At 41.5% G+C, this 26,485-nt stretch carries 28 protein-coding genes; 20 read left to right on the top strand and 8 right to left on the bottom strand.

Annotated elements, in window-relative coordinates; all coding sequences use genetic code 11:
* Positions 1-90: 90 nt before the first annotated feature.
* Together splA and splB are read left to right on the top strand one after the other, a co-directional pair.
* Positions 91-330: a splAB operon transcriptional regulator SplA gene (splA, locus tag NSQ16_RS07545; RefSeq protein ID WP_003218644.1), complete on the top strand. Its 240-nt coding sequence runs from the start codon at positions 91-93 to the stop codon at positions 328-330.
* A gap of 77 nt (positions 331-407) precedes the next feature.
* Entirely contained in the window at positions 408-1,436 is a 1,029-nt protein-coding gene (gene splB / locus NSQ16_RS07550; RefSeq protein ID WP_327836671.1) for a spore photoproduct lyase, read from the top strand.
* 14 nt (positions 1,437-1,450) lie between these two features.
* Here the strand turns inward: splB and NSQ16_RS07555 are convergent, their stop codons facing one another.
* Positions 1,451-2,131, bottom strand: a complete 681-nt coding sequence (locus NSQ16_RS07555; RefSeq protein WP_131227368.1) for a GNAT family N-acetyltransferase — start codon at positions 2,129-2,131, stop codon at positions 1,451-1,453.
* Between the two features lie 134 nt (positions 2,132-2,265).
* Here NSQ16_RS07555 and mcpC point away from each other — a divergent pair, with 134 nt between their 5' ends.
* Positions 2,266-4,233, top strand: coding sequence for a methyl-accepting chemotaxis protein McpC (gene mcpC, locus NSQ16_RS07560; protein ID WP_327836674.1), 1,968 nt, complete (start codon positions 2,266-2,268; stop codon positions 4,231-4,233).
* 137 nt (positions 4,234-4,370) lie between these two features.
* Positions 4,371-5,237 (top strand): NAD(P)-dependent oxidoreductase, encoded by an 867-nt coding sequence (locus tag NSQ16_RS07565; RefSeq protein WP_003245029.1) that lies wholly within the window; start codon positions 4,371-4,373, stop codon positions 5,235-5,237.
* Between the two features lie 38 nt (positions 5,238-5,275).
* On the opposite strand, the gene NSQ16_RS07570 is transcribed toward NSQ16_RS07565, so the two are convergent.
* On the bottom strand, positions 5,276-6,049 hold the full coding sequence (locus NSQ16_RS07570) for a CAP domain-containing protein (protein WP_003244693.1): 774 nt from the start codon (positions 6,047-6,049) through the stop codon (positions 5,276-5,278).
* Between the two features lie 336 nt (positions 6,050-6,385).
* Between NSQ16_RS07570 and NSQ16_RS07575 the strand changes: the two genes are divergently transcribed.
* Together NSQ16_RS07575 and kinA are read left to right on the top strand one after the other, a co-directional pair.
* Positions 6,386-8,503, top strand: a complete 2,118-nt coding sequence (locus NSQ16_RS07575) for a penicillin-binding protein 2 (protein ID WP_339232661.1) — start codon at positions 6,386-6,388, stop codon at positions 8,501-8,503.
* A gap of 163 nt (positions 8,504-8,666) precedes the next feature.
* On the top strand, positions 8,667-10,487 hold the full coding sequence (kinA, locus tag NSQ16_RS07580) for a sporulation histidine kinase KinA (RefSeq protein ID WP_015715804.1): 1,821 nt from the start codon (positions 8,667-8,669) through the stop codon (positions 10,485-10,487).
* 9 nt (positions 10,488-10,496) lie between these two features.
* Here the strand turns inward: kinA and NSQ16_RS07585 are convergent, their stop codons facing one another.
* Together NSQ16_RS07585 and NSQ16_RS07590 are read right to left on the bottom strand one after the other, a co-directional pair.
* Positions 10,497-11,678, bottom strand: coding sequence for an aminotransferase A (locus NSQ16_RS07585; protein WP_014476653.1), 1,182 nt, complete (start codon positions 11,676-11,678; stop codon positions 10,497-10,499).
* A 201-nt stretch (positions 11,679-11,879) separates the two neighbouring features.
* On the bottom strand, positions 11,880-12,041 hold the full coding sequence (locus NSQ16_RS07590) for a hypothetical protein (RefSeq protein ID WP_003245246.1): 162 nt from the start codon (positions 12,039-12,041) through the stop codon (positions 11,880-11,882).
* A 203-nt stretch (positions 12,042-12,244) separates the two neighbouring features.
* On the opposite strand from NSQ16_RS07590, the gene cheV reads away from it, so the two are divergent.
* Positions 12,245-13,156 (top strand): chemotaxis protein CheV, encoded by a 912-nt coding sequence (cheV, locus tag NSQ16_RS07595; protein ID WP_014476655.1) that lies wholly within the window; start codon positions 12,245-12,247, stop codon positions 13,154-13,156.
* 43 nt (positions 13,157-13,199) lie between these two features.
* On the opposite strand, the gene NSQ16_RS07600 is transcribed toward cheV, so the two are convergent.
* The 4 genes from NSQ16_RS07600 to NSQ16_RS07615 all read right to left on the bottom strand — a co-directional run bounded on the left by NSQ16_RS07600 (position 13,200) and on the right by NSQ16_RS07615 (position 16,569).
* Positions 13,200-13,664, bottom strand: a complete 465-nt coding sequence (locus tag NSQ16_RS07600; RefSeq protein WP_003232406.1) for a YkyB family protein — start codon at positions 13,662-13,664, stop codon at positions 13,200-13,202.
* Positions 13,665-13,789: 125 nt separating this feature from the next.
* Positions 13,790-15,082, bottom strand: coding sequence for an MFS transporter (locus NSQ16_RS07605; RefSeq protein WP_003245267.1), 1,293 nt, complete (start codon positions 15,080-15,082; stop codon positions 13,790-13,792).
* Between the two features lie 75 nt (positions 15,083-15,157).
* Positions 15,158-15,652 (bottom strand): L,D-transpeptidase family protein, encoded by a 495-nt coding sequence (locus NSQ16_RS07610; protein ID WP_072174092.1) that lies wholly within the window; start codon positions 15,650-15,652, stop codon positions 15,158-15,160.
* Positions 15,653-15,708: 56 nt separating this feature from the next.
* Complete coding sequence (locus NSQ16_RS07615; RefSeq protein ID WP_003232400.1) at positions 15,709-16,569, bottom strand: metallophosphoesterase; 861 nt, start codon at positions 16,567-16,569, stop codon at positions 15,709-15,711.
* A 142-nt stretch (positions 16,570-16,711) separates the two neighbouring features.
* Here NSQ16_RS07615 and fadH point away from each other — a divergent pair, with 142 nt between their 5' ends.
* The 13 genes from fadH (at position 16,712) to NSQ16_RS07680 (ending at position 26,478) form a co-directional block, all read left to right on the top strand.
* Entirely contained in the window at positions 16,712-17,476 is a 765-nt protein-coding gene (gene fadH, locus NSQ16_RS07620; RefSeq protein ID WP_003232398.1) for a 2,4-dienoyl-CoA reductase, read from the top strand.
* A 63-nt stretch (positions 17,477-17,539) separates the two neighbouring features.
* The gene (locus NSQ16_RS07625) at positions 17,540-18,763 is read left to right on the top strand and encodes an EAL-associated domain-containing protein (RefSeq protein ID WP_003232391.1); all 1,224 of its coding nucleotides are present in this window, start codon (positions 17,540-17,542) and stop codon (positions 18,761-18,763) included.
* A 647-nt stretch (positions 18,764-19,410) separates the two neighbouring features.
* Positions 19,411-19,650: a DUF1797 family protein gene (locus tag NSQ16_RS07630; protein ID WP_003218671.1), complete on the top strand. Its 240-nt coding sequence runs from the start codon at positions 19,411-19,413 to the stop codon at positions 19,648-19,650.
* Positions 19,651-19,760: 110 nt separating this feature from the next.
* The gene (locus tag NSQ16_RS07635) at positions 19,761-20,279 is read left to right on the top strand and encodes a ribonuclease H-like YkuK family protein (protein WP_003232389.1); all 519 of its coding nucleotides are present in this window, start codon (positions 19,761-19,763) and stop codon (positions 20,277-20,279) included.
* Positions 20,280-20,412: 133 nt separating this feature from the next.
* Positions 20,413-20,610 (top strand): AbrB antirepressor AbbA, encoded by a 198-nt coding sequence (gene abbA / locus NSQ16_RS07640; RefSeq protein WP_010886502.1) that lies wholly within the window; start codon positions 20,413-20,415, stop codon positions 20,608-20,610.
* A gap of 137 nt (positions 20,611-20,747) precedes the next feature.
* Positions 20,748-21,191, top strand: coding sequence for a cyclic-di-AMP-binding protein CbpB (cbpB, locus tag NSQ16_RS07645; RefSeq protein WP_003218674.1), 444 nt, complete (start codon positions 20,748-20,750; stop codon positions 21,189-21,191).
* A 147-nt stretch (positions 21,192-21,338) separates the two neighbouring features.
* Positions 21,339-22,220 carry a transcriptional regulator CcpC gene (ccpC, locus tag NSQ16_RS07650; protein ID WP_003232387.1) on the top strand — a complete coding sequence of 294 codons (882 nt, stop codon included), beginning with the start codon at positions 21,339-21,341 and terminating at the stop codon, positions 22,218-22,220.
* A gap of 111 nt (positions 22,221-22,331) precedes the next feature.
* Positions 22,332-22,808 (top strand): flavodoxin, encoded by a 477-nt coding sequence (locus tag NSQ16_RS07655; protein ID WP_014479661.1) that lies wholly within the window; start codon positions 22,332-22,334, stop codon positions 22,806-22,808.
* Entirely contained in the window at positions 22,798-23,691 is an 894-nt protein-coding gene (locus NSQ16_RS07660; RefSeq protein WP_003232385.1) for a hypothetical protein, read from the top strand. The genes NSQ16_RS07655 and NSQ16_RS07660 overlap by 11 nt, the downstream gene beginning before the upstream one ends.
* 15 nt (positions 23,692-23,706) lie before the next feature.
* Positions 23,707-24,162 carry a flavodoxin gene (locus NSQ16_RS07665; RefSeq protein ID WP_015715806.1) on the top strand — a complete coding sequence of 152 codons (456 nt, stop codon included), beginning with the start codon at positions 23,707-23,709 and terminating at the stop codon, positions 24,160-24,162.
* A 104-nt stretch (positions 24,163-24,266) separates the two neighbouring features.
* The gene (gene dapD, locus NSQ16_RS07670) at positions 24,267-24,977 is read left to right on the top strand and encodes a 2,3,4,5-tetrahydropyridine-2,6-dicarboxylate N-acetyltransferase (RefSeq protein ID WP_003218680.1); all 711 of its coding nucleotides are present in this window, start codon (positions 24,267-24,269) and stop codon (positions 24,975-24,977) included.
* A 69-nt stretch (positions 24,978-25,046) separates the two neighbouring features.
* On the top strand, positions 25,047-26,171 hold the full coding sequence (locus NSQ16_RS07675) for an N-acetyldiaminopimelate deacetylase (protein ID WP_327836688.1): 1,125 nt from the start codon (positions 25,047-25,049) through the stop codon (positions 26,169-26,171).
* 61 nt (positions 26,172-26,232) lie between these two features.
* Complete coding sequence (locus NSQ16_RS07680; protein WP_003232382.1) at positions 26,233-26,478, top strand: YkuS family protein; 246 nt, start codon at positions 26,233-26,235, stop codon at positions 26,476-26,478.
* The last annotated feature ends 7 nt before the right edge of the window (positions 26,479-26,485 follow it).

Consider the following 26,485-nt stretch of genomic DNA (forward strand, 5'->3'; position numbering starts at 1 on the left):
TGTACAAAAACCAGACGGCCTCCGGCCTGTCTGGTTTTTTTCATAAGTAAGGGGATAGAAGGACACAATAACATGGCTAGGAGGGATAGTATGTCAAACCAATTTAACGCAGGAGATACTGTTTATGTGATCTACAGAAATCCGCACGCCGCCAATGTAGCCCACATAAAGGAAGCCGAAATTGTGCACCATCCATACCATGAAGGCGAGCTTTCCCTGTTTATTTATGAAACCTATCACCCGTTCGCAGAGGACGATGCTGTGTTTGCAAGCTATGAAGAAGCTAAATCGCTTTACAAAGAACTCTTTGATATTGATCCGTATGAGTAACAAGGAAATCATTACAACTCATATCCTTTCCGCCTAGTGAGAAAAGTAACGTTAGTAAAGGAAAAGGATGTGGCATCATGCAGAACCCATTTGTTCCGCAGCTTGTATATATAGAACCGAGGGCGCTGGAATATCCGCTAGGCCAAGAATTACAAGAAAAATTTGAGAATATGGGCATTGAAATCAGAGAAACAACATCCCACAATCAGGTGCGTAATATTCCTGGGAAAAATCATCTTCAGCAATATCGCAATGCGAAATCAACTTTAGTTATCGGTGTCCGGAAAACATTAAAGTTTGATTCATCCAAACCCTCGGCTGAGTATGCCATTCCGTTTGCAACAGGCTGCATGGGGCATTGTCATTACTGCTACCTGCAAACAACCATGGGATCAAAGCCGTATATCAGAACTTATGTAAACGTCGAAGAGATTTTAGATCAGGCAGATAAGTATATGAAGGAGCGCGCACCAGAGTTCACAAGGTTCGAAGCATCATGTACGTCAGACATTGTAGGAATTGATCATCTGACACACACGCTGAAGCGCGCCATTGAACATTTTGGCCAAAGTGATCTCGGAAAGCTCCGATTTGTAACGAAATTTCATCATGTCGATCACCTATTAGACGCAAAGCATAACGGGAAAACGAGATTCAGATTCAGTATTAATGCCGACTATGTGATTAAAAACTTTGAGCCGGGAACTTCACCTCTTGATAAGCGGATAGAAGCGGCAGTAAAAGTTGCAAAAGCAGGCTACCCGCTAGGCTTTATTGTTGCTCCGATTTATATTCATGAAGGCTGGGAAGAAGGATACAGACATCTGTTTGAAAAGCTAGATGCTGCTTTGCCGCAGGACGTTAGACATGACATTACGTTTGAATTAATTCAACACCGTTTTACAAAACCGGCCAAACGAGTGATAGAGAAAAATTATCCGAAGACGAAGCTCGAATTAGATGAAGAAAAGCGCCGTTATAAATGGGGTCGTTACGGGATCGGAAAATATATTTATCAGAAAGATGAAGAGCATGCACTTCGAGAGGCACTTGAATCCTATATTGATACCTTTTTCCCTAAGGCAAAAATTGAATATTTCACTTAAACGGGCTGTTGTGATCAACAGCTCGCTTTTTTATAAAAAGGATTTTTCCATTCCATCAAAACGCCGTAATTCAATGATTCTTTATCCTCCAAATAATTGCTGACTACACGAATAGGTGAACGCCCGCAACGGAGGAGAAAGGACAGCACAGGGTCGTTTTTCCTGCCTTCCATCACATCTTCAACGTACTGAACAGCGCTGATCTCGTGTGCGTATTTATAATACAAAGGAATGCGGCCGCCGCCGAGAAGGCGTTCCAGTCTTTTATCAACAGTCAGCTCATACATCGTATTCATCAGCCATTTTCCGATTCCAAGCTTTCGATAATGAGGAGAAACAGAAATATCCACTACATATAAAGTATTTCCATGAGGTTCATGATTTTTAATCGATCCATTGTCAGTTGCTTGTGCCCATGTATGATCAGGAGAATCAGGCTCAAATTGTACAATAAGAGCAGTCATGGAACCGATAATTCTGCCATTGATGAGCGCGCATAAAGCGCCTTCCGGAAAGGTTTTGATATGGCTGGCAAGCTGGTCCTCTGACCACAGCAATTCCTGGGGAAACGGAGGAGGGAAACATTCTTCTTGAAGAGAAATCAGCCTCTCGATGTCAGTCTCAGTGTAGTTTCTGATGGTCAGAGCCTCAAATTTTCTGCCGTCATGCACATACATTTGTTTTAGTATGATCATCACTCTCCTTATGTTGTTTCATTATAACGAAGATTGAATTTTCAGTAAATATATTCCGATTTTCTTATAATTTATTTTTTGATTATTCATTTTTCAAACGAAAGGGCCGATATAGAAATTAGGAGGGGATTGGTTTGTTTAAAAAACTTCACATGAAGATTGCTGTTTTTGTTTCGATTATGTTAATCATCACAGTTGTTCTTTTAATGCTGTCTTCTTATTTGACGCTAAAACCGATGATTACAGAGGATGGGAAAAATACAACTCAAAACGTGACGCAGTCACTTGAACAAAATATTGAATTGCAATTAAAGAGTTATGCCATTTCGTTATCAAGATTGGCTAATGGGGAATTAACGCATACATTTGTAACGAAACCAAGTAAAGAAGCTGCTCGGCTGTTTCACGATGACATTAAGCAAATCAAAGACAACGATGATTATGTTGCGATGGCTTACATAGGCACCGCAAAAAAAGAAATGTTTACATATCCAAAAGCGGATTTCGCTGAGGATTACGATCCAACATCAAGACCATGGTATAAGCTTGCAGCTGAAACCCCGGATCAAGTTGTTTGGACGGAACCTTATAAAGATGTCGTGACAGGAGACATGATTGTTACTGCATCGAAAGCGATCTTAGACGGGCAAAAAGTGATAGGGGTTGCCAGCTATGACTTGAAACTCTCTGCTATCCAGAGTATGGTCAATAAACAAAAGGTGCCTTACAAAGGATTTGCCTTTTTAGCTGATGCGAGCGGCAATCTTTTAGCCCATCCGTCAAATCAAGGAAAAAATATATCAAAGGATCAAACACTGCAAACCATCGCATCCGAGAAAAAAGGGATACAAGATGTGAATGGGAAAATGGTTGTGTACCAAACGATTGGCGAGACAGGCTGGAAGGTCGGAACGCAATTTGATACCGATCAATTAATGTGGATTTCAGATAAAATGAATCGGGCAAATCTTTGGATATCATTGATTGCGCTTATCATAACAATTATTCTCAGCTACTTCCTGGCCAAAACGATAACCGGTCCGATACAGCAGCTGATCGTAAAAACGAAAGCTGTTTCCGCAGGCGATTTAACAGTGCGCGCGGAATCAAAATCTAAGGATGAAGTCGGTATTTTAACAAGAGATTTCAATCTGATGGTTGAAAATATGAAGGAAATGGTTGAGCAGGTGAGACTCTCTTCAGGGAAAGTATCTGACACCTCTGAACAACTAACGGCTGTCTCTGCCGAAACAAATGAAACAAGCGGACAAATTGCAAAAGCGATTGAAGAAGTAGCCGCAGGAGCATCGGAACAGGCTTCTGAAGTTGAAACCATTAATGAAAAATCGGAAAGCCTGTCAACGAAAATCAGGCAAATCGCTGAGGAGGCAGGCGGAATTAAAGAACGCTCAAAATCGTCCGAGGATGCAAGCTATAAAGGACTTGACGCGCTCGGCCAGCTGCTGATGAAATCAAACGAAGCCAATATGGAAACGAAAAAGGTTGAAACGATGCTGCTGGATTTGGAAAATCAAACTAAGAATATTGAAGAAGTCGTTACAGCGATTTCAAACATATCTGATCAAACCAACTTGCTTGCCTTAAATGCCAGTATTGAGGCAGCCAGAGCCGGAGAAAGCGGGCGCGGTTTTGCCGTCGTAGCCGATGAAGTGCGGAAGTTAGCTGAGCAATCAGCCCTTTCTACAAAGCATATCAGCGAGACTGTGAAGCTTATCCAGCTTGAGACAAAAGAGGCCTCTCACGCGATGGTTGAGGCAAGCAGAATGAATGATGAACAAAACAGTGCCATTCACGAAACTGGAGAGGTATTAAATACGATAACTGCAGAAATGCAGTCACTGGTACAAGGTATTGATCACATTTACGCGGAAATTCAAAGAATGAGTGAAGAACAGCTTGCGATATCTGAAGCTATTCAAAGCATTTCAGCCATATCACAGGAATCAGCTGCCGCAGCAGAGGAAGTGAACGCATCAACCGATGAACAGCTTGTCACCCTTGAGAAAGTCAAACACTCAACGGAAACACTAAAACATGCAAGCCAAGAGCTTATGAACACAATTGCAAAATTCACATTGTAATCCAATTACATCCCCAAACATCATTTGTTTTGGGGATTTTTTATTTTATAAGATGAATAGATATGGTAGTCTAGAAAATGAAGGAAAAATGATAAATTTTAACTAAAATCTAAACGAAACATCTGGGAGGAATGACCTTGAAAAAAACAATTGGTTTTATCGGTCTTGGAGTAATGGGAAAAAGCATGGCATCACATATTCTCAATGATGGCCATCCTGTATTGGTGTACACCCGGACAAAAGAAAAAGCAGAAAGCATACTTCAAAAAGGCGCGATCTGGAAAGATACGGTCAAAGATCTTTCGAAAGAAGCGGATGTTATCATCACAATGGTCGGCTATCCCAGTGATGTTGAAGAAGTGTATTTCGGAAGCAATGGAATTATTGAAAACGCAAAAGAAGGGGCATATCTTATTGATATGACGACATCTAAGCCTTCGCTTGCGAAGAAGATTGCTGAAGCGGCCAAAGAAAAAGCATTGTTCGCTTTAGACGCTCCTGTTTCCGGTGGAGACATCGGTGCACAAAACGGAACACTCGCGATTATGGTCGGTGGAGAAAAAGAAGCTTTTGAAGCCTGCATGCCGATTTTCTCTTTAATGGGAGAGAATATTCAGTATCAAGGACCGGCTGGAAGCGGACAGCATACCAAGATGTGCAATCAGATTGCAATTGCAGCCGGTATGATCGGTGTTGCTGAAGCGATGGCTTATGCCCAAAAATCAGGCCTAGAGCCGGAAAATGTTCTGAAAAGCATCACAACGGGCGCAGCCGGAAGCTGGTCACTGTCAAATCTTGCTCCCCGTATGCTGCAAGGCAACTTTGAACCGGGATTTTATGTGAAGCATTTTATTAAGGATATGGGAATCGCACTAGAGGAAGCAGAATTAATGGGGGAAGAAATGCCAGGCTTGTCGCTCGCAAAATCCTTATATGACAAGCTAGCTGCTCAAGGTGAAGAAAACAGCGGAACACAGAGTATCTATAAGCTTTGGGTGAAATAAAAAAAGATTGCCTGTACGAAACAGGCAATCTTTTTTTATTATTTTCCGATGAATTGTTGTGTCCAGATGCTTCCAGACTCAACGTAACCAACACCGATGTGAGTAAAGTTAGGGTTTAGAATGTTTTTTCTGTGTCCTTCACTGTTCATCCAAGCTTTTACTACTTCTTCTGGTGTCTTTTGGCCCTTCGCAATGTTTTCACCTGCTGTTTTGTAGCTGATTCCGAAAGATTTCATCATATCAAACGGTGAGCCGTATGTTGGGCTTTGGTGATCAAAGTAGTTTTTGTCTTTCATATCCTGAGATTTTGCGCGTGCAGATTTGCTTAACGTTTCATCAATTTGAAGCGGTTTTAAGCCTTGTTTTTGTCTTTCTGCATTTGTAAGTTCAACAACTTTTTTCTCATATGCACTTACAGATGAAGGTGCAGACGTTGTTGTATTTGTTTTTTCAGCAGTTGCGGGTGCTTTAGAAGCAGTGTTTTGATCAGCAGCTGCTTTTTCAGTAGTCTTTTGTGCAGGTTTTGCCGTTTCTGTCTTTTGAACATCCTGAACTTTCACGTTAGATTGCTTCGCATGTTTTTGAAGAAGCTGCTTCATCTCTTTTTCGTTTGCAGCGTTTAACGTTTTGATATTTGTGTTAATATGCAGTTTTTTCACTGCATCGTTAAGTGACATGTTTTGTACTGTGTTCCCCGTTTTTACTGTAACCACAGGCTGGCAGGAGAGTTCTTTCGCTGATGCTTGCTGTACGCCCCCGAATGTGAATAATCCAACCGCAGCGGCAGCAGATAAAATAAATGCTTTCTTCATTAGTTCGTAACCTCCTAGAGTTGTTTGTTTCTACAGAAAAATCATAACATAGCTTTTTTGTCATAAAGATTCCAGCACTTTCCTTTGACAAATAGAGATTGTCATTTTCGTAAAGTAAATCCGTTGAATCACTAAGAATAAGGGAATCAGCGGTATATATGATTTTATCGTACCGTTACATAGCTTCCTTTTTTTTGAACCGTTAGTTATATTTTAATGTGTTTTTATATTGACAGCTTTTTTTACTCCTTTTCGCTGTAACAACTATTACAAAGGTGTTACAATTAATCTCAGTATATGTAAATATATTGAATGATTTGAGAGGGGTAACCAGAAGTGACTGAAATAGGACGTGAACCAAAGAAAAAGAGCAAAGGAAACAGAGCAATCAGAATGAACCTTTTTTTCCTAGCTGTCTTTGTTCTATTCACTGCATTAATTTTTAAGCTCGGGGTTGTTCAAATTGTTGAAGGCGAACAGCATGAAGAAGACGCTGAGAAATCAAATGCAAAAACAGCTTACTATCCTGCGCCTCGCGGGAAGATGTACGACAGAAACCAGAAAGTTGCTGTCGACAACCAGAGCGTTCCAGAAATTGTGTATGTATCAACATCTAGCACAAAAACAGAAGATAAAATCAAAACAGCGAAGCGGCTTGCTTCTTTCATTCATATTGATACCGAATTTTTGAAGGAAAGGGATCTTCGTGATTACTGGATCGCAGCTCATCCGAAAAAAGCCGCCGCTCTACTTAAGGAATCAGAAAGCAATCTGAAAGGAGACCAGGCTTACAAGCTTCAAATAGAGCGTGTTCCGGATCAAGAATTAAAGGCTATTCAGCAAGATGACGAAGAAATGGAAACTGCTGCGATATATACAAGGTTTTCAAGCGGAAATGCTTACGAACCTCAAATCGTAAAGGCAATGAATCCAAATAAGAGCAATAGCAATGGAAAAAACGGAGCGCTGCTTGATGAGAAGAAAAACTCCTCGCAAAGACCAAAAAATGACTTAACATATGATGAAATTTCCATTGTTTCTGAGCATTTAGAAGAACTTCCGGGAATCGATATCGTAAACGATTGGACACGAAAATATCCTTATGACAAAACCCTTTATTCTGTTTTCGGGGGCGTCACGACACCTGATCAGGGCCTGCTGAGCGACCGGAAAGATTTCTACTTAACTAGAGGCTATGCGAATAATGACAGGGTGGGAAAAAGTTATTTAGAGTATCAATATGAAGAATATTTAAATTCGCATAAAGAAAAAGTGGAATACGTAGAAGATAATAAAGGAAATGTCGTCAGCCAAAAAACCATTGATAAGGGCAGCAGGGGATACGATCTTCAGCTTTCTTTTGACATGGAGCTTCAGGCAAAGGTAGAAAAGATCATTGAAGAAGAAGTAAGAAACAGCCGTGCACGCGGAAATTACATGCTTGACAGAGCCTTTGCCGTAATGATGGACCCGAATAACGGCGATATTTTATCAATGGCAGGGAAAAAGATAGATTTAAAAACCAACAAAATTGAAGATTATGCGATAGGGGCATTTACCACCCAATATGAAATGGGATCAGCAGTAAAGGGGGCCACCGTGCTAGCCGGCTATCAGGACGGAATTCCGCATTATAAATATTATGTCGATGCTCCAATGCTTTTAGGAACGAATCTTATAAAAAAATCTTATACTAATATGGGAACCATCAATGAATTAACCGCATTGCAAAAAAGTTCAAACGTATATATGTTCAATGTTGCCATGCATATTGCAGGCGTAACATACAAGCCGCATGGACCTCTTCCTGCTGACCAGAAGGATTTAAACAAAATGAGAAATTACTACAGCCAATTTGGCCTGGGAGTAAAGACAGGTATCGATCTGCCGCAGGAATCAGCCGGTATGCAAACTACACCTGATGCGGTAGGAGGGTTAATTTTAGACTTGGCCATTGGACAATACGATACATATACACCGCTTCAAATGGCTCAGTACATCTCATCAATTGCCAATGGGGGGTACCGCATTCAGCCAAGAATTGTTACAAGTATCCATGAGCCCAGCAAAAAAGAAGGCCTTGGGAAGACCATTGAACAAAGAAAGCCAAACATTCTCAACAAAATTAACAACTCAGAAAGTGACATTCAGCAGGTGAAGACTGGAATGAAGCTAGTTACCACTTCGGGAACAGCTAGAAATACATTTGCAGAGGATGTTTCCGGAAAAACAGGAACTGCTCAAACATTTTATTACGGAACAAATCGTAATTGGTGGGGAAAAAGCACGTACAATCTAACATTTGTCGGCTATTATCCGTCAAAAAATCCAAAAGTGGCTTTCAGTGTTGTTGTTCCTTCTGTAGCGAACGACCACGACCCGATCAACAAACTCATTGCCAAAAGAGCTATCCACGCCTACGCAGAGCTCGAAAAAAAACACAGTAAAAAATAAAAAACAGGGTGCACAACGAAAAGATTGTGTGCCCTTTCTTTTATTCAAAAATTGACGTTCACCATAAGAATAGAAGGAGAATACTCATTTTCTAGCGAATCATACTAGGTAAAAGTCAATCTGTATATGTCGAAACACGATGATCATGCAAAGGAGGGATTCTGTGGAACAGGATACGCAGCATGTTAAACCACTTCAAACAAAAACCGATATTCATGCAGTCTTGGCCTCTAATGGACGCATCATTTATATATCTGCCAACTCCAAACTGCATTTGGGCTATCTCCAAGGAGAGATGATCGGATCATTCCTCAAAACGTTTCTGCATGAGGAAGACCAATTTTTGGTTGAAAGCTATTTTTATAATGAACATCATCTGATGCCGTGCACCTTTCGTTTTATTAAAAAAGATCATACGATTGTGTGGGTGGAGGCTGCGGTAGAAATTGTTACGACAAGAGCTGAGCGGACAGAACGGGAAATCATTTTGAAAATGAAGGTTCTTGAAGAAGAAACAGGCCATCAATCCCTAAACTGCGAAAAACATGAAATCGAACCTGCAAGCCCGGAATCGACTACATATATAACGGATGATTATGAACGGTTGGTTGAAAATCTCCCGAGTCCGCTATGCATCAGTGTCAAAGGCAAGATCGTCTATGTAAACAGCGCGATGCTCTCAATGCTGGGAGCAAAAAGCAAGGATGCTATTATTGGTAAATGGTCCTATGAATTTATTGAAGAAGAATATCATGATATCGTGAAAAACAGGATTATACGAATGCAAAAAGGAATGGAAGTCGGAATGATTGAACAGACGTGGAAAAGGCTTGATGGCACACCTGTTCATTTAGAAGTGAAAGCATCCCCGACCGTCTACAAAAACAAGCAGGCTGAGCTGCTGCTGCTGATCGATATCTCTTCAAGGAAAAAATTCCAAACCATCCTGCAAAAAAGCCGTGAACGATATCAGCTGCTGATTCAAAATTCCATTGATACCATTGCGGTGATTCACAATGGAAAATGGGTGTTTATGAATGAATCGGGAATTTCCCTGTTTGAAGCGGCTACTTATGAGGACTTAATTGGCAAAAACATATACGATCAGCTGCATCCTTGCGATCACGAGGATGTAAAAGAGAGAATCCAAAACATCGCCGAGCAAAAAACAGAATCTGAAATTGTCAAGCAATCCTGGTTCACCTTTCAGAACAGGGTCATCTATACAGAGATGGTCTGCATTCCGACGACCTTTTTTGGTGAAGCGGCCGTCCAGGTCATTCTTCGGGACATTTCAGAGAGAAAACAAACAGAAGAATTGATGCTGAAATCGGAAAAATTATCAATCGCAGGGCAGCTCGCGGCGGGAATCGCCCATGAGATCCGCAACCCTCTTACAGCGATCAAAGGATTTTTACAGCTGATGAAACCGACAATGGAAGGCAACGAACATTACTTTGATATTGTGTTTTCTGAACTCAGCCGTATCGAATTAATACTCAGTGAACTGCTCATGCTGGCGAAACCTCAGCAAAATGCTGTCAAAGAATATTTGAACTTAAAAAAATTAATTGGTGAGGTTTCAGCCCTGTTAGAAACGCAGGCGAATTTAAATGGCATTTTTATCAGAACAAGTTATGAAAAAGACAGCATTTATATAAACGGGGATCAAAACCAATTAAAGCAGGTATTCATTAATTTAATCAAAAATGCAGTTGAATCAATGCCTGATGGGGGAACAGTAGACATTATCATAACCGAAGATGAGCATTCTGTTCATGTTACTGTCAAAGACGAAGGGGAAGGTATACCTGAAAAGGTACTAAACCGGATTGGAGAGCCATTTTTAACAACAAAAGAAAAAGGTACGGGGCTTGGATTAATGGTGACATTTAATATCATTGAAAACCATCAGGGAGTTATACATGTGGACAGCCATCCTGAAAAAGGCACAGCGTTTAAAATTTCATTTCCAAAAAAATAAAACAACGGCTTAAACGCCGTTGTTTATCGTCTGCATTGCTTCACGTTTTTTTAATACAAATAATTCTAAACGGTCCAGGCCTTCTCTCAGCGTGTCCAGCGAGTACGCAAAAGACAATCTTACATATCCTTCACCATATGTTGAGAACGAGCTGCCCGGCACGAGTGCCACACCAGCGTCTTCCAAAAGAGCCATACTAAAATCAAATGAAGTCATTCCAAATGATTTAATAGAAGGGAAGATATAAAACGCACCGGACGGTTTAACTACGTCAAGTCCCATGGAAACAAGACGGTCATAAACATAGTCCAGACGTTTTTTGTATTGTTCTCTCATAATCAATGCATCGTCAAAGCCGTTTGTGACAGCTTCAAGCGCGGCTTTTTGAGAAATGGATGAGGCGCACGACACATTGTATTGATGAACCTTTAAAATGTGCTTTGCAATGTCTTTCGGTGCAAATAAAAATCCAATTCTCCAACCGGTCATGCTGTGTGATTTTGACAAGCCGTTAATGACAATTGTTTGATCCCGCAAATGGTTTGCGATGGAGTAATGCGGTCTGTCATATGTTAATTCACTGTATATTTCATCGGACAATACGAAGACATTTCTGCCTTTTAAAAGGGCTGCGATGCTTTTCAGTTCTTCTTCAGATAAAGTCACGCCGGTAGGGTTTGACGGATAAGGAAGCACGACACACTTGGTGTTGGGTGTCAGAGCATCTTCAATCAGCCGGGCGGTAAGCTTAAAACCGTGTGACGTAGTATCAACAATGACAGGCTTGGCCCCGCACAAATTGATAATAGGTTCATAGCCCGGATAAATAGGCCCTGGCATAATGACTTCATCACCGGGAGATAAAATCGTCCGGAATGCAGCATCAATGGCTTGGCTTGCGCCTGTTGTGATGATAATTTCAGATTCAGCATCATAGTTGAAATCCGCTTTTTTCTTCATATAAAGCTGCACAGCTTGTCTCAGCTCCAGGTAGCCGGCATTCGGAGTATATGACGTCACGTTTTCATCAATGGCTTTTTTTGCGGCAGCTTTCACATGATGCGGTGTGAAAAAATCAGGCTGGCCGATTGTAAGTGAAATGACGTCTTCGTGTTGGGCTACAAGATTCGAGAATTTGCGTATTCCTGAAATTTCGATCTCTCTTGCTTTCGGATTCAGCAAATGTTCCATAATTCATCACCTTAACAAATATAATGAGTTTATCCTATTTTACCACTAGCTGATCATTTGTCACCTTTTTAACTGATATATTTCGATTGTATGCGCCTTTTTTCTAAACATACCTTTCTTTTCAGAAAAAAAGAAGACAACCAGCGATTTGATTGTCTTTATTGTATCATGTTCTATTATTGTTTATATGTGCCAATTTCATTAATAGCCATAATCAAAATGAAGGTCTTCGTGCCAAATCAGATACGGAGGATGCTCTTCTTGAAGGTCAGCTGATTCTTTCTTCATATTCAGGTAAGTTTCTTCACTGATATCCTCTAAAACAGTCATTTCGTTTTCTTTAAATATTACTAAGGTACCCATTATTTACACCCTTCTTTGGAAAAATCCTTGACTATTTTATCACTGTTAGTTGGAAAGTCAATGGTTATTAGGAAAAAAGTTTCTTTTTTGAGGAACGCGTCTTGTTGCCTTCGGAATTCGATTTTGAAGAGCTGCCATTCACTTTTTACAAATTACGCCGATATATACAGTACAATACTGAATGCGAATAGCGAGGGATTGAATTGTCGTTACAACAATACGAAATTTTATTGGATTCTGGTACAAATGAATTAGAAATTGTGAAGTTTGGCGTGGGTGAAAATGCTTTCGGAATTAACGTCATGAAGGTAAGAGAAATTATTCAGCCTGTCGAGGTGACATCAGTGCCTCACTCCCATCAGCATGTAGAAGGAATGATTAAACTCAGAGGAGAAATCCTCCCTGTGATCAGTCTCTTCTCATTTTTTGGAGTAGAGCCTGAAGGATCAAAAGATGAGAAATATATCGTGACTGAATTTAATAAACGGAAAATTGTTTTTCATGTCGGCTCTGTTTCTCAAATTCACAGAGTATCCTGGGAAGCGATTGAAAAGCCGACATCGTTAAATCAAGGAATGGAGCGGCACCTTACCGGGATTATTAAGCTCGAAGACCTGATGATCTTTTTGCCTGACTATGAAAAAATTATTTATGACATTGAATCAGATTCAGGTGTTGACACGTATAATATGCATACCGAGGGCTTCGATGAAAGAAGAACTGATAAAAAGCTTATCATTGTAGAGGACTCACCGCTTTTGATGCGCCTCTTGCAGGATGAATTAAAAGAAGCAGGGTACAACAATATCGCTTCGTTTGAAAATGGAAAAGAGGCATATGAATACATAATGAACCTTGCTGAAAACGAAACTGATTTATCAGAACAGATTGATATGATCATCACTGATATTGAAATGCCAAAAATGGACGGACACAGGCTCACAAAGCTGCTGAAGGAAAATCCGAAAAGCTCAGATGTGCCGGTTATGATTTTCTCATCGTTAATTACGGATGATCTGCGTCACCGCGGCGAAGTTGTAGGCGCAGATGAGCAAATCAGCAAGCCTGAGATCAGTGATTTGATTAAAAAAGTGGATACGTATGTTATTGAATAAATAAAAACAGCCGTTGCCAGAAAGAGGCACGGCTGTTTTTATTTTAAAAGTAACTCTCGCCAAGTTTTTTAAAGACCGGTTTATGGTAAGCTGGCTGCTGGCGATTTGGCACTAGCGGCTTTTCTTTCATGCCGACATATTCTTGCAATAGGTGTTTCGCTTTTGTTAAAGACATTTGAGCTTTAGGATTTCGGTACGATTGATTAAGTGTACCTAAATGCGGAAGATGTTCGAAGTCTTCTTTAGTTGGAGGCATGTGAAAATAGTAGTCTCCGATTGAGATAAGCACGTCCGATTGCTGTTGGCTGAACCTTGGATTTTTTGAAAAATGAAGCCCTATTTTCTTTCCTTTACCTTCTTTGACAAGCTTTTGCAAAGCCCGTTTTTTCAGCAGATATAGGTATTTAGGGTTGGGGGCGGTTTTTGCATGGCGGTTCACAGTGTAAACTGCTTTTGAAAGATTTTCTACGGTTGGCTGCAGATCTTTCGTATATGCATGGTCGTCCATTATTTCTCTCCTTTGCTCTTATCAATTTCTATATGTTTAGATTATACTTTTTTAAAGTTGAAATGCAAATATTGAATGTAAAAATGCGCTTTTTTCTAAGAAAAAAAGCGCATTTTTAACCTGCATTATACAGATCTTGCCTTCTTTTTCGGCTGTTCTTGAAATGCTTCCTGAACATTCACTTCCACAGCCTGAGCACTGTATTTTGGCAGTGCAATAAAATAAAAAATAAAAACGAGCAGGATAATAACACCCATGCCGTAATAAAGATAATCAATGTTTGAAACAAACTTAGGGAATAACAGCGCGACTAAGCCAAGTGTCAAAGACTGTGCAAACATCATAAAAGGGTCCTGCATGCCGCTTACACGTCCCATCAGTTTTGGATGAACAATTTTTGGCATCCACCCTCCGATTGCAATGTTGATCGGTCCGATACACATTCCCAGTGCAAAAGCTGCCGCGTAATACACCCATAAAATATTGGTGTAGCCGAGGACGAAGATCAGCAAACCTGCAATGAAAATCGGTATCGACATTAAAAAGTGCGGCTTCACTTTTTTAGAGATGAGCGTGCCGATTACGCTTCCTGCCAGAAGCCCAAACCCGAGTGCGATCGTAAATACAGACGTATGCCACTCATAACGGTCAGGCGCCAATCCATATTTCATTGTAAACATAGGCAATACGGCGAATCCTCCATTGACAAATCCAAAAATGAAGAAGCCAAAAATAAGAGATGCCAGCAATTTGTTTTTTAAAATATAGAGGATGCCTTCTCTAAAGTCATTTATTGAATCCTTAACAGAAGTCTTTCTCCAGCTGAATGCACCGTTTGGCTGTCGGGCTTCTTTTGGAATCCGGCAGCTGCGGATCAGCAGCCCGGAAATGATAAAGCTGACAAAATCAAGAATAATGGCGCCTTCAATACCGATTGTGTTGTACATAAACGCGCCTATACCGACTCCAAACACCATAAAAATGCTAAAAAGCATCTGATTAAGCCCTGCCGCTTTCGCATAATGCTCCTTCGGCAGAATGGCTTGTACCAAACTGTTTTCTGCCGGAAAGAAAAACTTTGTTACAGCGCTTCTGATAAATAAGATACAAAAAACAAGAGGAATATTGCCGGTAAATAAAGTGAAAAAAAGCACGACAGTCAGGCCTGCTCTGATCCAATCACAATTTTCTGCCACCTTTTTTCTGTCAAACCGGTCCGCGACGACTCCCACGATCAGAAATACAAATATGGTCGGAAGAGAATACATCAGCTCCGCCAAGGTCGTATATGAAGGCTGGCTGCTGAATCGGTCCAGCAAAAAAAAAGCAAAGGCCATGTTGCCTACTGTCGTGCCCATTTGAGAAGCGAGTGCTGCGAAAAATAGACGAACAAAATTACGATTTTTAAATATATCCATAAAAACGCTCCTTACCCTAAAGGTCCCACTTTATCATATTATAAACCGCCTGTTTTTGAAACAAATAAGAAAACATTACCGGTTAATCGTGACTCTCGTTCCGTTTGGCACAATTGAAGCAAGTTCGATCACGTCTTTGTTATGCATGCGAATGCAGCCTTTAGAAACAGCCTTACCAATCGAAGCGGGATTATTCGTCCCATGTATTCCGTAGTGCTGCTTTGAAAGGCTCAGCCAATAAGCGCCAAATGGGCCGCCGGGATTGCGCTGGCGGTTAATAATGTAAAACTCGCCAGTAGGCGTTTGCGTTAGTATTTTACCAACGGCGATGGGATAGGTTTTCATTACCCGATTATTTAGGAACAGCGTAAGGGTCTTCGCTCCGATTGAGACTGCGATATGATACGGAATTGTATAAGGGTCCGGCAGTCCGGGGATGACTATGGACTGTCCTGCGGTGAGCCCTGCCTGCAGTGACGGATTAGCCTGGAGTAATGCAGCCGTGCTGATTCTGAAATCAGCCGCGATGCTGTTCAGTGTATCACCTTGCTTCACCTGGTACGTAAGCAGTTTCCTCATCCTCCTTTTTTACTTATAAGTATTGATGAGGAGCCCATCCTGCTACATTAATTTGTGCTTTTTAAGGTGAAGACAGTGATTTCAGGCTTGGCCAGAAACCGCAAAGGCAGCCTGGTCATCCCGAGGCCTCGGTTTACGTAAATATGAGTGCTGCCCGTTTGATACATTCCCTCTGTGTAGACTTTTCCATATGGAGGCGTAATAATCGGTCCGTAAAAAGGCAGCTGAATCTGGCCGCCGTGTGTATGGCCGGAAAGCTGAAGGTTCACGGGATAATCTGTTGTTTTCAAGGCCGCATCAGGTTCATGGACGAGAAGAATGGAAAAAAGTCTGTCGCTCAGCCTTGAAAGGGTGCCTTCATAATCTGGGTTTCCCAGCATTAAGTCATCAAGCGAAGCAATCTCGATTTTGCTGCCATCTGCGAGTGACAATGTTTGATAGCCATTGCGATATACCGTGAAACCTCCGGCCGTCATCAGGCTTTTGTAAACGGCAGTTCCATAGCCTCCGTGATCATGATTGCCGTAAATACAAAGCTTGCCGAAGGGAGCATTAAGCTTTCTCAATAATGGAATGACTGCCTGGTGGTGCTGGTACGTATCAGGATTATCGATAATATCACCTGTAAAAACAATGAGATCAGGTTTAGATTCATTAATTGTAAGAATGACAGTTTTTAAATCTTCGAGAGTAAAGTAATCACTCAAGTGTGCATCGCTGAACTGCACGATTTTAAAACCGTCAAATCCGTGCGGGATGAGAGAGCTTTTTATTGTGTGTTCGGTTGTCTCGATCATATGCGGCTCGAGATACCTGGCATAGCCATATCCCCCGCCGGCCGTTAAAGCCCCGGCAGCAAGAGCGCCGAACATTCCTTTTAGAAATTGTCTTCTGGACATTTTTTTCATTTCAAACCAACCTTTAATAGAGTTTTTCTATTATATCATCTGTATCTGATAAAAATCTCATATGAGCATGTGCTGACAGAGGCAGGGATATAATGATAGAATATTATTGAATGAATACTCATTCATAATAGGAGGGATAAACATGGAAAAAAAGGCGGTAATTATTACCGGCGGGTCAAGCGGCATGGGAAAAGCGATGGCAAAAAAACAGGCTGAATTAGGGTGGCACGTTATGGTGACAGGGAGGAACCATGAGGCACTTGAGGAAACAAAAAAAGAAATTCAGACCTTTGAGGGACAGGTCGCTTGTTTTCAAATGGATGTCCGTTCCGATTCCGCCGCTTCAGACATGATTAAAGAAGCGGTAAAAGCCTTTGGCCGGCTTGACGCGCTGATTAACAACGCGGCCGGAAACTTTATTTGTCCGGCAGAAAAGCTGACGCCCAATGGATGGAAAGCCGTTATTGAGATTGTTTTAAACGGCACATTTTTTTGCAGCCAAGCAGCGGCAAGGCATTGGATTGACCAGAAGCAGCAGGGTGTCATTTTAAATATGGCAGCCACGTACGCTTGGGGAGCGGGAGCGGGGGTCGTTCATTCCGCTGCAGCCAAAGCGGGGGTATTGTCATTGACAAGAACGCTGGCCGTTGAATGGGGGAGCAAATACGGCATTCGTACAAACGCGATAGCCCCCGGACCGATTGAACGAACAGGCGGTGCGGAGAAGCTATTTGAATCGGAAAAAGCGATGGCCCGCACGATGAACAGTGTGCCGCTCGGCCGATTGGGCACACCGGAGGAAATCGCCGCTTTGGCAGCGTTTTTGCTTTCTGATGAAGCATCCTATATAAACGGGGATTGTATCACAATGGACGGGGGGCAATGGCTGAATCCTTATCCGTTTTAAAGAATATTAATCTTTGGATTCAATGTGGTATAATCAGACAAAGATAGAGAAGCAGGTGATAACATGTTGGATCCACTTGATATTTTAACGAACATTGATGATGTCCTTCCATATTACCAGGCGATTTTTAGTGCCGAGGAGCAGAAGGTTGTCGGATATGAGGTGCTTGGACGAATTTTGGCAGATTCAGAAATCCAAAGTCTCGGGCCCTTCTTTTTAGATGCGGGGATACCCGAAGAATATAAACTAGAGGTTGATAACAGAATTATCCGCCAGGCTCTTGACCGCTTTTTAGAGGCGGATTCTGATCTGCTGATTTTTATGAATCAGGATGCCAATCTGCTGATGCTGGATCATGGTGAAAGCTTTCTGGAGCTTCTGAAAGAATATGAAGCGAAGGGAATCGAACTCCACCGTTTTGTTCTTGAAATTACAGAGCACAATTTTGAAGGGGATATTGAGCAGCTCTACCATATGCTTGCATACTATCGTACATACGGAATTAAAATCGCAGTTGACAACATCGGAAAAGAAAGCAGCAACTTGGACAGAATCGCGCTGCTCTCACCAGATCTGTTAAAAATCGATTTGCAGGCGCTGAAAGTGTCACAGCCGTCACCGTCATATGAGCATGTGCTGTACAGCATATCTTTATTAGCAAGAAAAATCGGTGCGGCGCTATTGTATGAAGACATTGAGGCGAACTTCCAGCTACAGTACGCCTGGAGAAACGGAGGCCGTTATTTTCAGGGCTATTACTTGGTGTCTCCATCTGAAACGTTTCTAGAGAGAGATGTATTGAAACAAAGACTTAAAACTGAATTTCACCAATTTATCACACATGAGAAAAAGAAACTGGAGACCGTCTATGAGCACTCTGAACAGTTTTACAAACGAGTGCATCAGGCTGTGACCTCTTTGAGAAAAAACAATCTGTCTTCTGATGATGACTTTATTAAAAAGCTGGCGGAAGAGCTGACAGATTGCAGCTTCAGGATTTACATGTGTGATGAAGAAGGCGATCAGCTGACGGGAAATGTGTTTAAGCAAGACGGAGAATGGATTTATCAGCCGGAATATGCGGAAAAGAACTGGAGCTGGCGCCCTTATTTTCTGGAGAACATTATGAGAATGAGAAATCTCAGAAAAGGTTTTTTCAGTGATCTGTACAGTGATTTGGAAACAGGTGAAATGATCAGAACGTTTTCATATCCGATGGATGATCAGATGTATTTATTTATAGACTTGCCTTATTCTTATTTATATGAGCAGGACGGACTGATTTAACGGCTGAAAGGCCGTTTTTTTTTTATGAATTGAAAAAAATATCAAAAAACGATTGACATTGATACTGAGAATCATTATCATTTAATTATAGAGAGAAGCTACTCTCTGTTCCCCAACCCCTCTATCAGATCAAGATCCGAAAAAACTTGGCGCTACCCCCGCCAAGTTTTTTATTTGTCAAAGCATAGGACAATCCAATGAAACAATAAACCTAACTAGTGGTAAACGTTTAACACGGGGAGAAACATTCAGTGCCGAACACCCCTGACACTGCTGCACGGGTGAGGAGGAAAATTCGTTCTGAAATGTTTATTTCAGTTCTGTTGTTTACCTCTATCCAGCATGACTCCCATTGATTATGGCCACGCGGGACTTCACCAGAAAATTCAAAAGAAGGTTTTGACAACGTTGCAAAAAGGCATTCTTAATGCTGCCAAAGATTCGAAAAAAATTATAATTGTGTGCATGACATTCAAAAAAAGCCTCAAACTAAAGAAAAATAGTTTTTTTCACTTTTTTTCTTTGCTTAAATTCAGCAGTGAAAATGCCATCCTGTCCGACTTTATGGTATGATGCTCAATAGAACTTGTATTATAATAAATACTTGTTGATTTGAAGTTGCTTTTTGAAAGGAGTCTTTTTTTAGAATGTCACAATTAATGGGTATCATCACACGGCTGCAAAGTCTGCAAGAAACAGCGGAAGCGGCTAACGAGCCAATGCAGCGCTATTTCGAAGTGAATGGTGAGAAAATATGCAGTGTTAAATATTTCGAAAAAAATCAAACGTTTGAACTGACGGTTTTCCAAAAAGGTGAAAAACCTAACACATATCCGTTTGATAATATCGACATGGTTTCCATCGAAATCTTTGAACTTCTTCAGTAAGATTCCTGAAATAGGGGGGAACAAGCTTCCGCCTTTGCAAAAGTAATCGAAATAAACGGTAAGGAACATACTTGTTTCATGGTTGTAAATCCTTGAAAAGGAGTGTCGTGATGGCTGATTCTTTTCTGTTTTATAATCTTTCAGAAGCACAGATGACCTTTCAAGATGTGATGGAACGGCTTAAAGCCTTTGTTCAAAAGGACCCCCGTTCTTCTTATGTGTTATCGATCGGAACCGATTCACAGGTTTACCGCGACTACACAAAGTTTATTACCGCATTGCATTTGCATCGTACAGGCAAGGGAGCTTGGGGCTGCTTGAAAAATCATACAGTCGACAGACCCATACATAGCCTTCGGGAGAAGATTTCGTTAGAAACGGCGTACAGCCAAGAAACGGCCGCTCATATTCTTGATGGACACTTAATGGATATTACCGATCTGCTCCTGCCCTTTACCGGTGAGGGGGCGGATCTTACCTTTGAAGTTCACTTGGATATTGGGAAAAAAGGGCTTACAAAAGATCTGATCCAAGAAATGACTGGACGTATTACCTCCATGGGGATTGAGGCCAAAATAAAGCCGGATTCATACACTGCCTTCAGCTATGCAAATCGTTTCACAAAATAATTTGGCTGAAAAAGCCAAGGTAAATGTCGAATTATGCGGTTGACGTTTGTTATCTGATTACTTATTCTAGCGGTAGAGCTGAAAGTAAGTTGTCTTGCTTTCAGAGGTATTCAGTATAAAACAGGGGGCCTGATTGCGAATGAGTCTTATCGGTGAACGATTTACAGAAGAAGAACAAAAACTTCTGCTGAATATCCTGATCAACCATGAGTATGCCATCGAGCTATTAAGCAGTGAGATCAACGATATAGAGACAGGGACCAAAAACGTTGACGGAACCACCTACAAAAAACTTGTAACGCTATACGACCGATTTCGATTTGAAAATTAATGGGACACCCTATAATTGATACTCCACAAAGAGTATCTTTTTTATTGAAAGGAAACTTTTCGACAAATACTGATAAAGTTTATATTATTGCAATATAGGGAATGTATTGATGATGAAAATGAAAAGGGGTCGAAAACATGATAAGCTTACAATCAGATCAACTTCTTGAGGCAACAGTCGGACAATTTATGATTGAGGCGGACAAAGTAGCGCACGTGCAAGTCGGAAATAACCTTGAGCATGCATTATTAGTATTGACAAAAACCGGATACACAGCCATCCCGGTTCTGGATCCTTCCTACCGTTTACATGGCTTAATCGGGACAAATATGATCATGAACAGTATTTTTGGACTTGAGCGAATTGAGTTTGAAAAGCTTGACCAAATCACTGTTGAGGAAGTCATGCTGACCGACATTCCGCGCCTTCATATCAATGATCCGATTATGAAGGGATTCGGCATGGTCATTAATAACGGATTTGTCTGTGTTGAAAATGACGAGCAGGTATTTGAAGGGATTTTTACGAGAAGAGTCGTTTTAAAGGAATTGAATAAGCATATACGCTCGTTGAATAAGTAGGCTGTACGGCCTATTTTTATTATATAGGCAGAGTGAAAAAAGAAAGCGCATACATAATTTAAACGAGAATAGGGCTTGAATAAGAAACTAAGATTTTATTAGAATGGGAGATAAGAAAAACTTATTGATAACAAAAAGGAGGACGACATGCAGCTTCAAGAGCTTCATATGCTCGTAGTTTTAGCTGAGGAATTAAATATGAGAAAGGCGGCAGAACGGCTTTTTGTATCTCAGCCGGCTTTATCTCAGCGCTTACAAACCATTGAAAAGGCGTGGGGAACAAAAATCTTTTTAAGATCTCAAAAAGGATTAACGGTAACGCCCGCCGGTGAGAAAATCATTCAGTTTGCGAATGATGTGACATTAGAGCAGGAAAGAATAAGAGAAAATATTGACGAGCTTGAAGGTGAAATTCACGGCACATTGAAGCTTGCCGTCGCCTCCATAATCGGTCAGCATTGGCTCCCTAAAGTCCTGAAGACGTATGTGGAAAAGTATCCGAATGCAAAGATCTCGCTCATAACCGGGTGGAGCAGCGAAATGCTGAAAAGCTTGTATGAGGATCAGGTTCATATCGGCATTATAAGAGGCAACCCTGAGTGGAAGGGGCGCAAAGATTACTTAATGACAGATCATCTGTATTTAGTGGATACTGAAATTTCCTGCATCGAAGATATTGCCCATACAGAACGGCCGTTTATCCAGTTTAAAAGTGATAGCACTTATTTTCAGGAAATTCAGCACTGGTGGCATCAAAAATTTAAAACGTCGCCGAAACAGACGATATTGGTTGATCAGATTGAAACGTGCAAACAGATGGCGCTGCACGGAATCGGTTATGCCATTTTGCCGTCTGTTACCCTTCAAAATGAAGATAAAGTGAATAAAATGCCTCTTTTAGACATGAAAGGGCATCCGATCGGTCGGGATACATGGTTATTAGGCTATGAGCCTGCCTTTGAACTGAAACAAGTTCAAGCTTTTGTACAAGTGATAAAGGATATGCTGGATCAGGAAAATCCATTTTAAAGACAGCGAGGTGCTGTCTTTTTTTTATTTATCTGTTGACAATGAAAATCATTATCATTTAAAGTGATACATATGATATTGAAAATCATTATCAACTAATGGGGTGATAACATGGCTAAAGCCTTGATTACATATGCCAGCATGTCAGGAAATACAGAAGACATTGCCTTCATAATAAAAGATACGCTTCAGGAATATGAGTTGGATATCGATTGTGTCGAGATAGATGATATGGATGCGTCTTGTTTAACCTCCTATGATTATGTACTGATTGGCACCTATACATGGGGGGACGGCGATTTGCCCTACGAAGCGGAGGATTTTTTCGAAGAGGTCAAACAGATTCAGCTTAATGGTTTAAAAACAGCCTGCTTCGGGTCTGGCGATTATTCTTATCCAAAGTTTTGCGAAGCGGTGAATTTGTTCAATGTCATGCTGCAAGAGGCGGGAGCTGCTGTTTACCAGGAAACACTAAAAATTGAATTAGCGCCTGAAACAGATGAAGATGTGGAAAGCTGCCGAGCGTTTGCGAGAGGTTTTCTTGCATGGGCAGATTATATGAACAAGGAAAAAATCCATGTTTCATAAAGGGGCAACCGCTGTTACGGCATCGGCGTTTTCTGGATATTTTGTGGCGGTACAAAGAGAAGGCATTTTTCATTACTCTTTGGAGCAGGGCTGGAGAAAGCTTTTTCGTTTGAAAAGTAAGATACACTGTATCAGCTACATAGGGCCTTACTTATTTGGCGTTGGTGAAAAGGGAACAGTCATTCGTTCGGCTGATGAAGGGAAAACCTGGACGATGTCGAGCTTTCCGACAAATGCAACAGTGTGGGCGATTACCGGCAGAAACAACGGGTTTGTCTGCGCCCACGGTAAGCATTGTATTTATGTATCGGATGATTTTGGTGTCTCATGGCGCGTAGCCAAACCTTTTGCCGAATTTCATAATCCCCCTGTTATCCGGTCGTTATGCCTTCACGGGGGCAATCTTTTTATCGGCACGCAAATACACGAATATTTTGGCGGCATTTGGGCTTACGACATTAAGCGTGACACTGTCCAAGTTGTCAAAAAAGAAAAAAACCGGATGACGGCATCCATGCTCGTGTTCAATGAAAATTGGCTGGTGGCGGCGATGGGTTCTGTGAAAGGAAAGCACGGTGCTGTCACTGTAAGGAATCTTTTGAATGGTGAAGAATTCACCATACAATCCAGTATGATCAGAAATGAAGAATCATTTCTTGATCTTTCAGAGGATGATGGCATTATATATGTCACTACAACACAAGATGAAAATGGTTTTTCGAGAATTTACCAGGTTGATCTCGAAGCCCGGTCGTTAAAATGGTTCGATACCATTAAGGGACATGGATGGAGAGTGGCCAATCAGAAAGAGAATTTCTTTTGCGCAGGCTTGTATGAATGTAAATTTGTCCAGCCGTACGAAGTTTCAGCAATGATTCATTAGAGGAGGAACAAGGAATTGGCGAAGATTTTGCTCATTTATGCAACAATGTCAGGCAACACTGAAGCTATGGCAGATTTGATTGAAAAGGGGCTTCAGGAGGCGTTAGCAGAAGTAGACCGTTTCGAAGCAATGGATATTGATGATGCCCAGCTGTTTACCGATTATGACCATGTCATAATGGGAACCTACACGTGGGGAGACGGAGATCTGCCTGATGAATTTTTAGATCTTGTTGAAGACATGGAGGAGATTGATTTTTCCGGCAAAACATGCGCTGTATTCGGTTCCGGTGATACAGCATATGAATTTTTCTGCGGAGCGGTTGATACGCTAGAGGCAAAAATAAAAGAACGCGGTGGAGACATTGTGCTGCCTTCGGTAAAAATCGAAAATAATCCAGAAGGTGAAGAAGAGGAAGAATTAATAAACTTCGGGAGACAATTCGCAAAGAAAAGCGGGTGCGCTGTCTGATCACTCACTGGGAACTGCTAAAACGGCTGTTCCTTTTTTTCTTGTCTTTGTATCTTTCCTTTGATACAGTAATGAGGTAGAAAATCAGGAGGAGGACTATACATATGAAAATGATGGACGCAAATGAAATTATTTCATTTATTCAAAATAGTACAAAATCTACACCTGTAAAGGTTTACGTGAAAGGTGAGCTGGAAGGAATCAATTTCGGTGAATCTGCGAAAGCTTTTATCAACGGAAACACTGGTGTCGTTTTCGGTGAATGGAGCGAAATCCAAACAGCAATCGAAGAAAACCAAAGCAAAATCGAAGACTATGTGGTTGAAAATGACCGCCGCAATTCTGCGATCCCAATGCTTGATCTTAAAAACATCAAAGCGCGTATCGAGCCGGGCGCGATCATCCGCGACCAAGTTGAAATCGGTGATAACGCAGTCATCATGATGGGTGCTTCTATTAATATCGGTTCAGTCATCGGCGAAGGCACAATGATTGATATGAACGTTGTGCTTGGCGGACGAGCTACTGTCGGAAAAAACTGCCATATCGGCGCGGGTTCTGTACTTGCGGGCGTTATTGAGCCGCCATCCGCTAAACCGGTTGTGATTGAAGACGACGTCGTAATCGGCGCAAATGCTGTTGTGCTTGAAGGTGTAACAGTAGGTAAAGGAGCTGTTGTTGCTGCGGGAGCGATCGTGGTAAACGACGTTGAGCCATACACTGTCGTTGCAGGCACACCAGCTAAAAAAATCAAAGACATTGATGAAAAAACAAAAGGCAAAACTGAAATCAAGCAGGAATTACGCCAGCTGTAAGGAAAAGTTTGATAAAAAAGGCGTGGATAATATATCCACGCCTTATTCGTATAGGCAGGAGGAATAGAAATGAAGATAGAGGAGCTCATCGCAATTCGCAGAGATCTGCATCGTATACCGGAGCTTGGATTTCAGGAGTTCAAAACCCAGCAGTATTTATTAAATGTCTTGGAACAATATCCGCAAGACAGAATTGAAATTGAGAAATGGCGAACAGGGCTTTTTGTAAAAGTGAACGGGACGGCGCCGGAAAAAATGCTGGCGTACAGAGCCGATATCGATGCGCTTTCTATAGAAGAGCAAACTGGTCTTCCATTCGCATCAGAGCATCACGGCAACATGCACGCCTGCGGTCACGATTTGCATATGACGATTGCACTCGGCATTATTGATCATTTTGTTCACCACCCAGTCAAACATGATTTGCTTTTTCTGTTTCAGCCGGCAGAGGAAGGGCCTGGCGGAGCGGAACCAATGCTTGAGAGCGATGTATTAAAAAAGTGGCAGCCTGATTTCATCACTGCGCTTCATATTGCTCCAGAGCTTCCGGTAGGCACCATTGCGACAAAAAGCGGCCTTCTATTTGCGAATACATCAGAGCTAGTCATCGATCTGGAAGGCAGAGGGGGACATGCGGCATATCCGCATTTGGCTGAGGATATGGTTGTAGCGGCAAGTACACTTGTCACCCAGCTGCAAACGATTATCTCTAGAAACACAGATCCGCTAGACAGTGCTGTTATTACAGTTGGTACCATTACCGGAGGCTCGGCACAAAATATCATTGCAGAAACGGCCCACCTGGAAGGCACGATCCGCACGCTTTCTGAAGAATCGATGAAACAGGTAAAGGAGCGGATTGAAGATGTAGTGAAAGGAATCGAAATCGGATTCCGCTGCAAAGGAAAAGTGACATATCCGTCTGTATATCACCAAGTTTACAATACGAGCGGATTAACAGAAGAATTTATGTCTTTTGTTGCTGAACATCAACTGGCGACAGTAATTGAAGCAAAAGAAGCAATGACTGGAGAGGATTTTGGCTACATGCTGAAAAAATATCCCGGCTTCATGTTCTGGCTCGGCGCTGATTCTGAACATGGGCTTCATCATGCTAAGCTGAATCCCGATGAAAATGCGATAGAAACAGCGGTTCATGTCATGACAGGTTATTTTTCTGTTTATGCCAATTAAGTACAAATGAAAGAATAAAATTCCATAAAATGAGCACTCTAGTAAACGGAGGTGTTCAAAAATGGCTAAAAAAATTGGAATTGAACAATCATTATCAGATGTAGAAGCTGCTTTAAAAGAAAAAGGATATGACGTTGTAATGATGAAAAGCCCTGCTGATGCTCAAGGCTGTGACTGCTGTGTCGTAACAGGTCTTGATAATAATGTGCAAGGGATAGCCGATACGGTAACACAAGCACCTGTCATTACAGCTTCCGGGATGACGGCTGAAGAAATTTGCAGCGAAGTTGAAAGCAGAATTCAGTAATATAAAA

It is taken from the genome of Bacillus sp. PS108 (assembly GCF_037963335.1).
Taxonomy (GTDB): Bacteria; Bacillota; Bacilli; order Bacillales; family Bacillaceae; genus Bacillus; species Bacillus subtilis.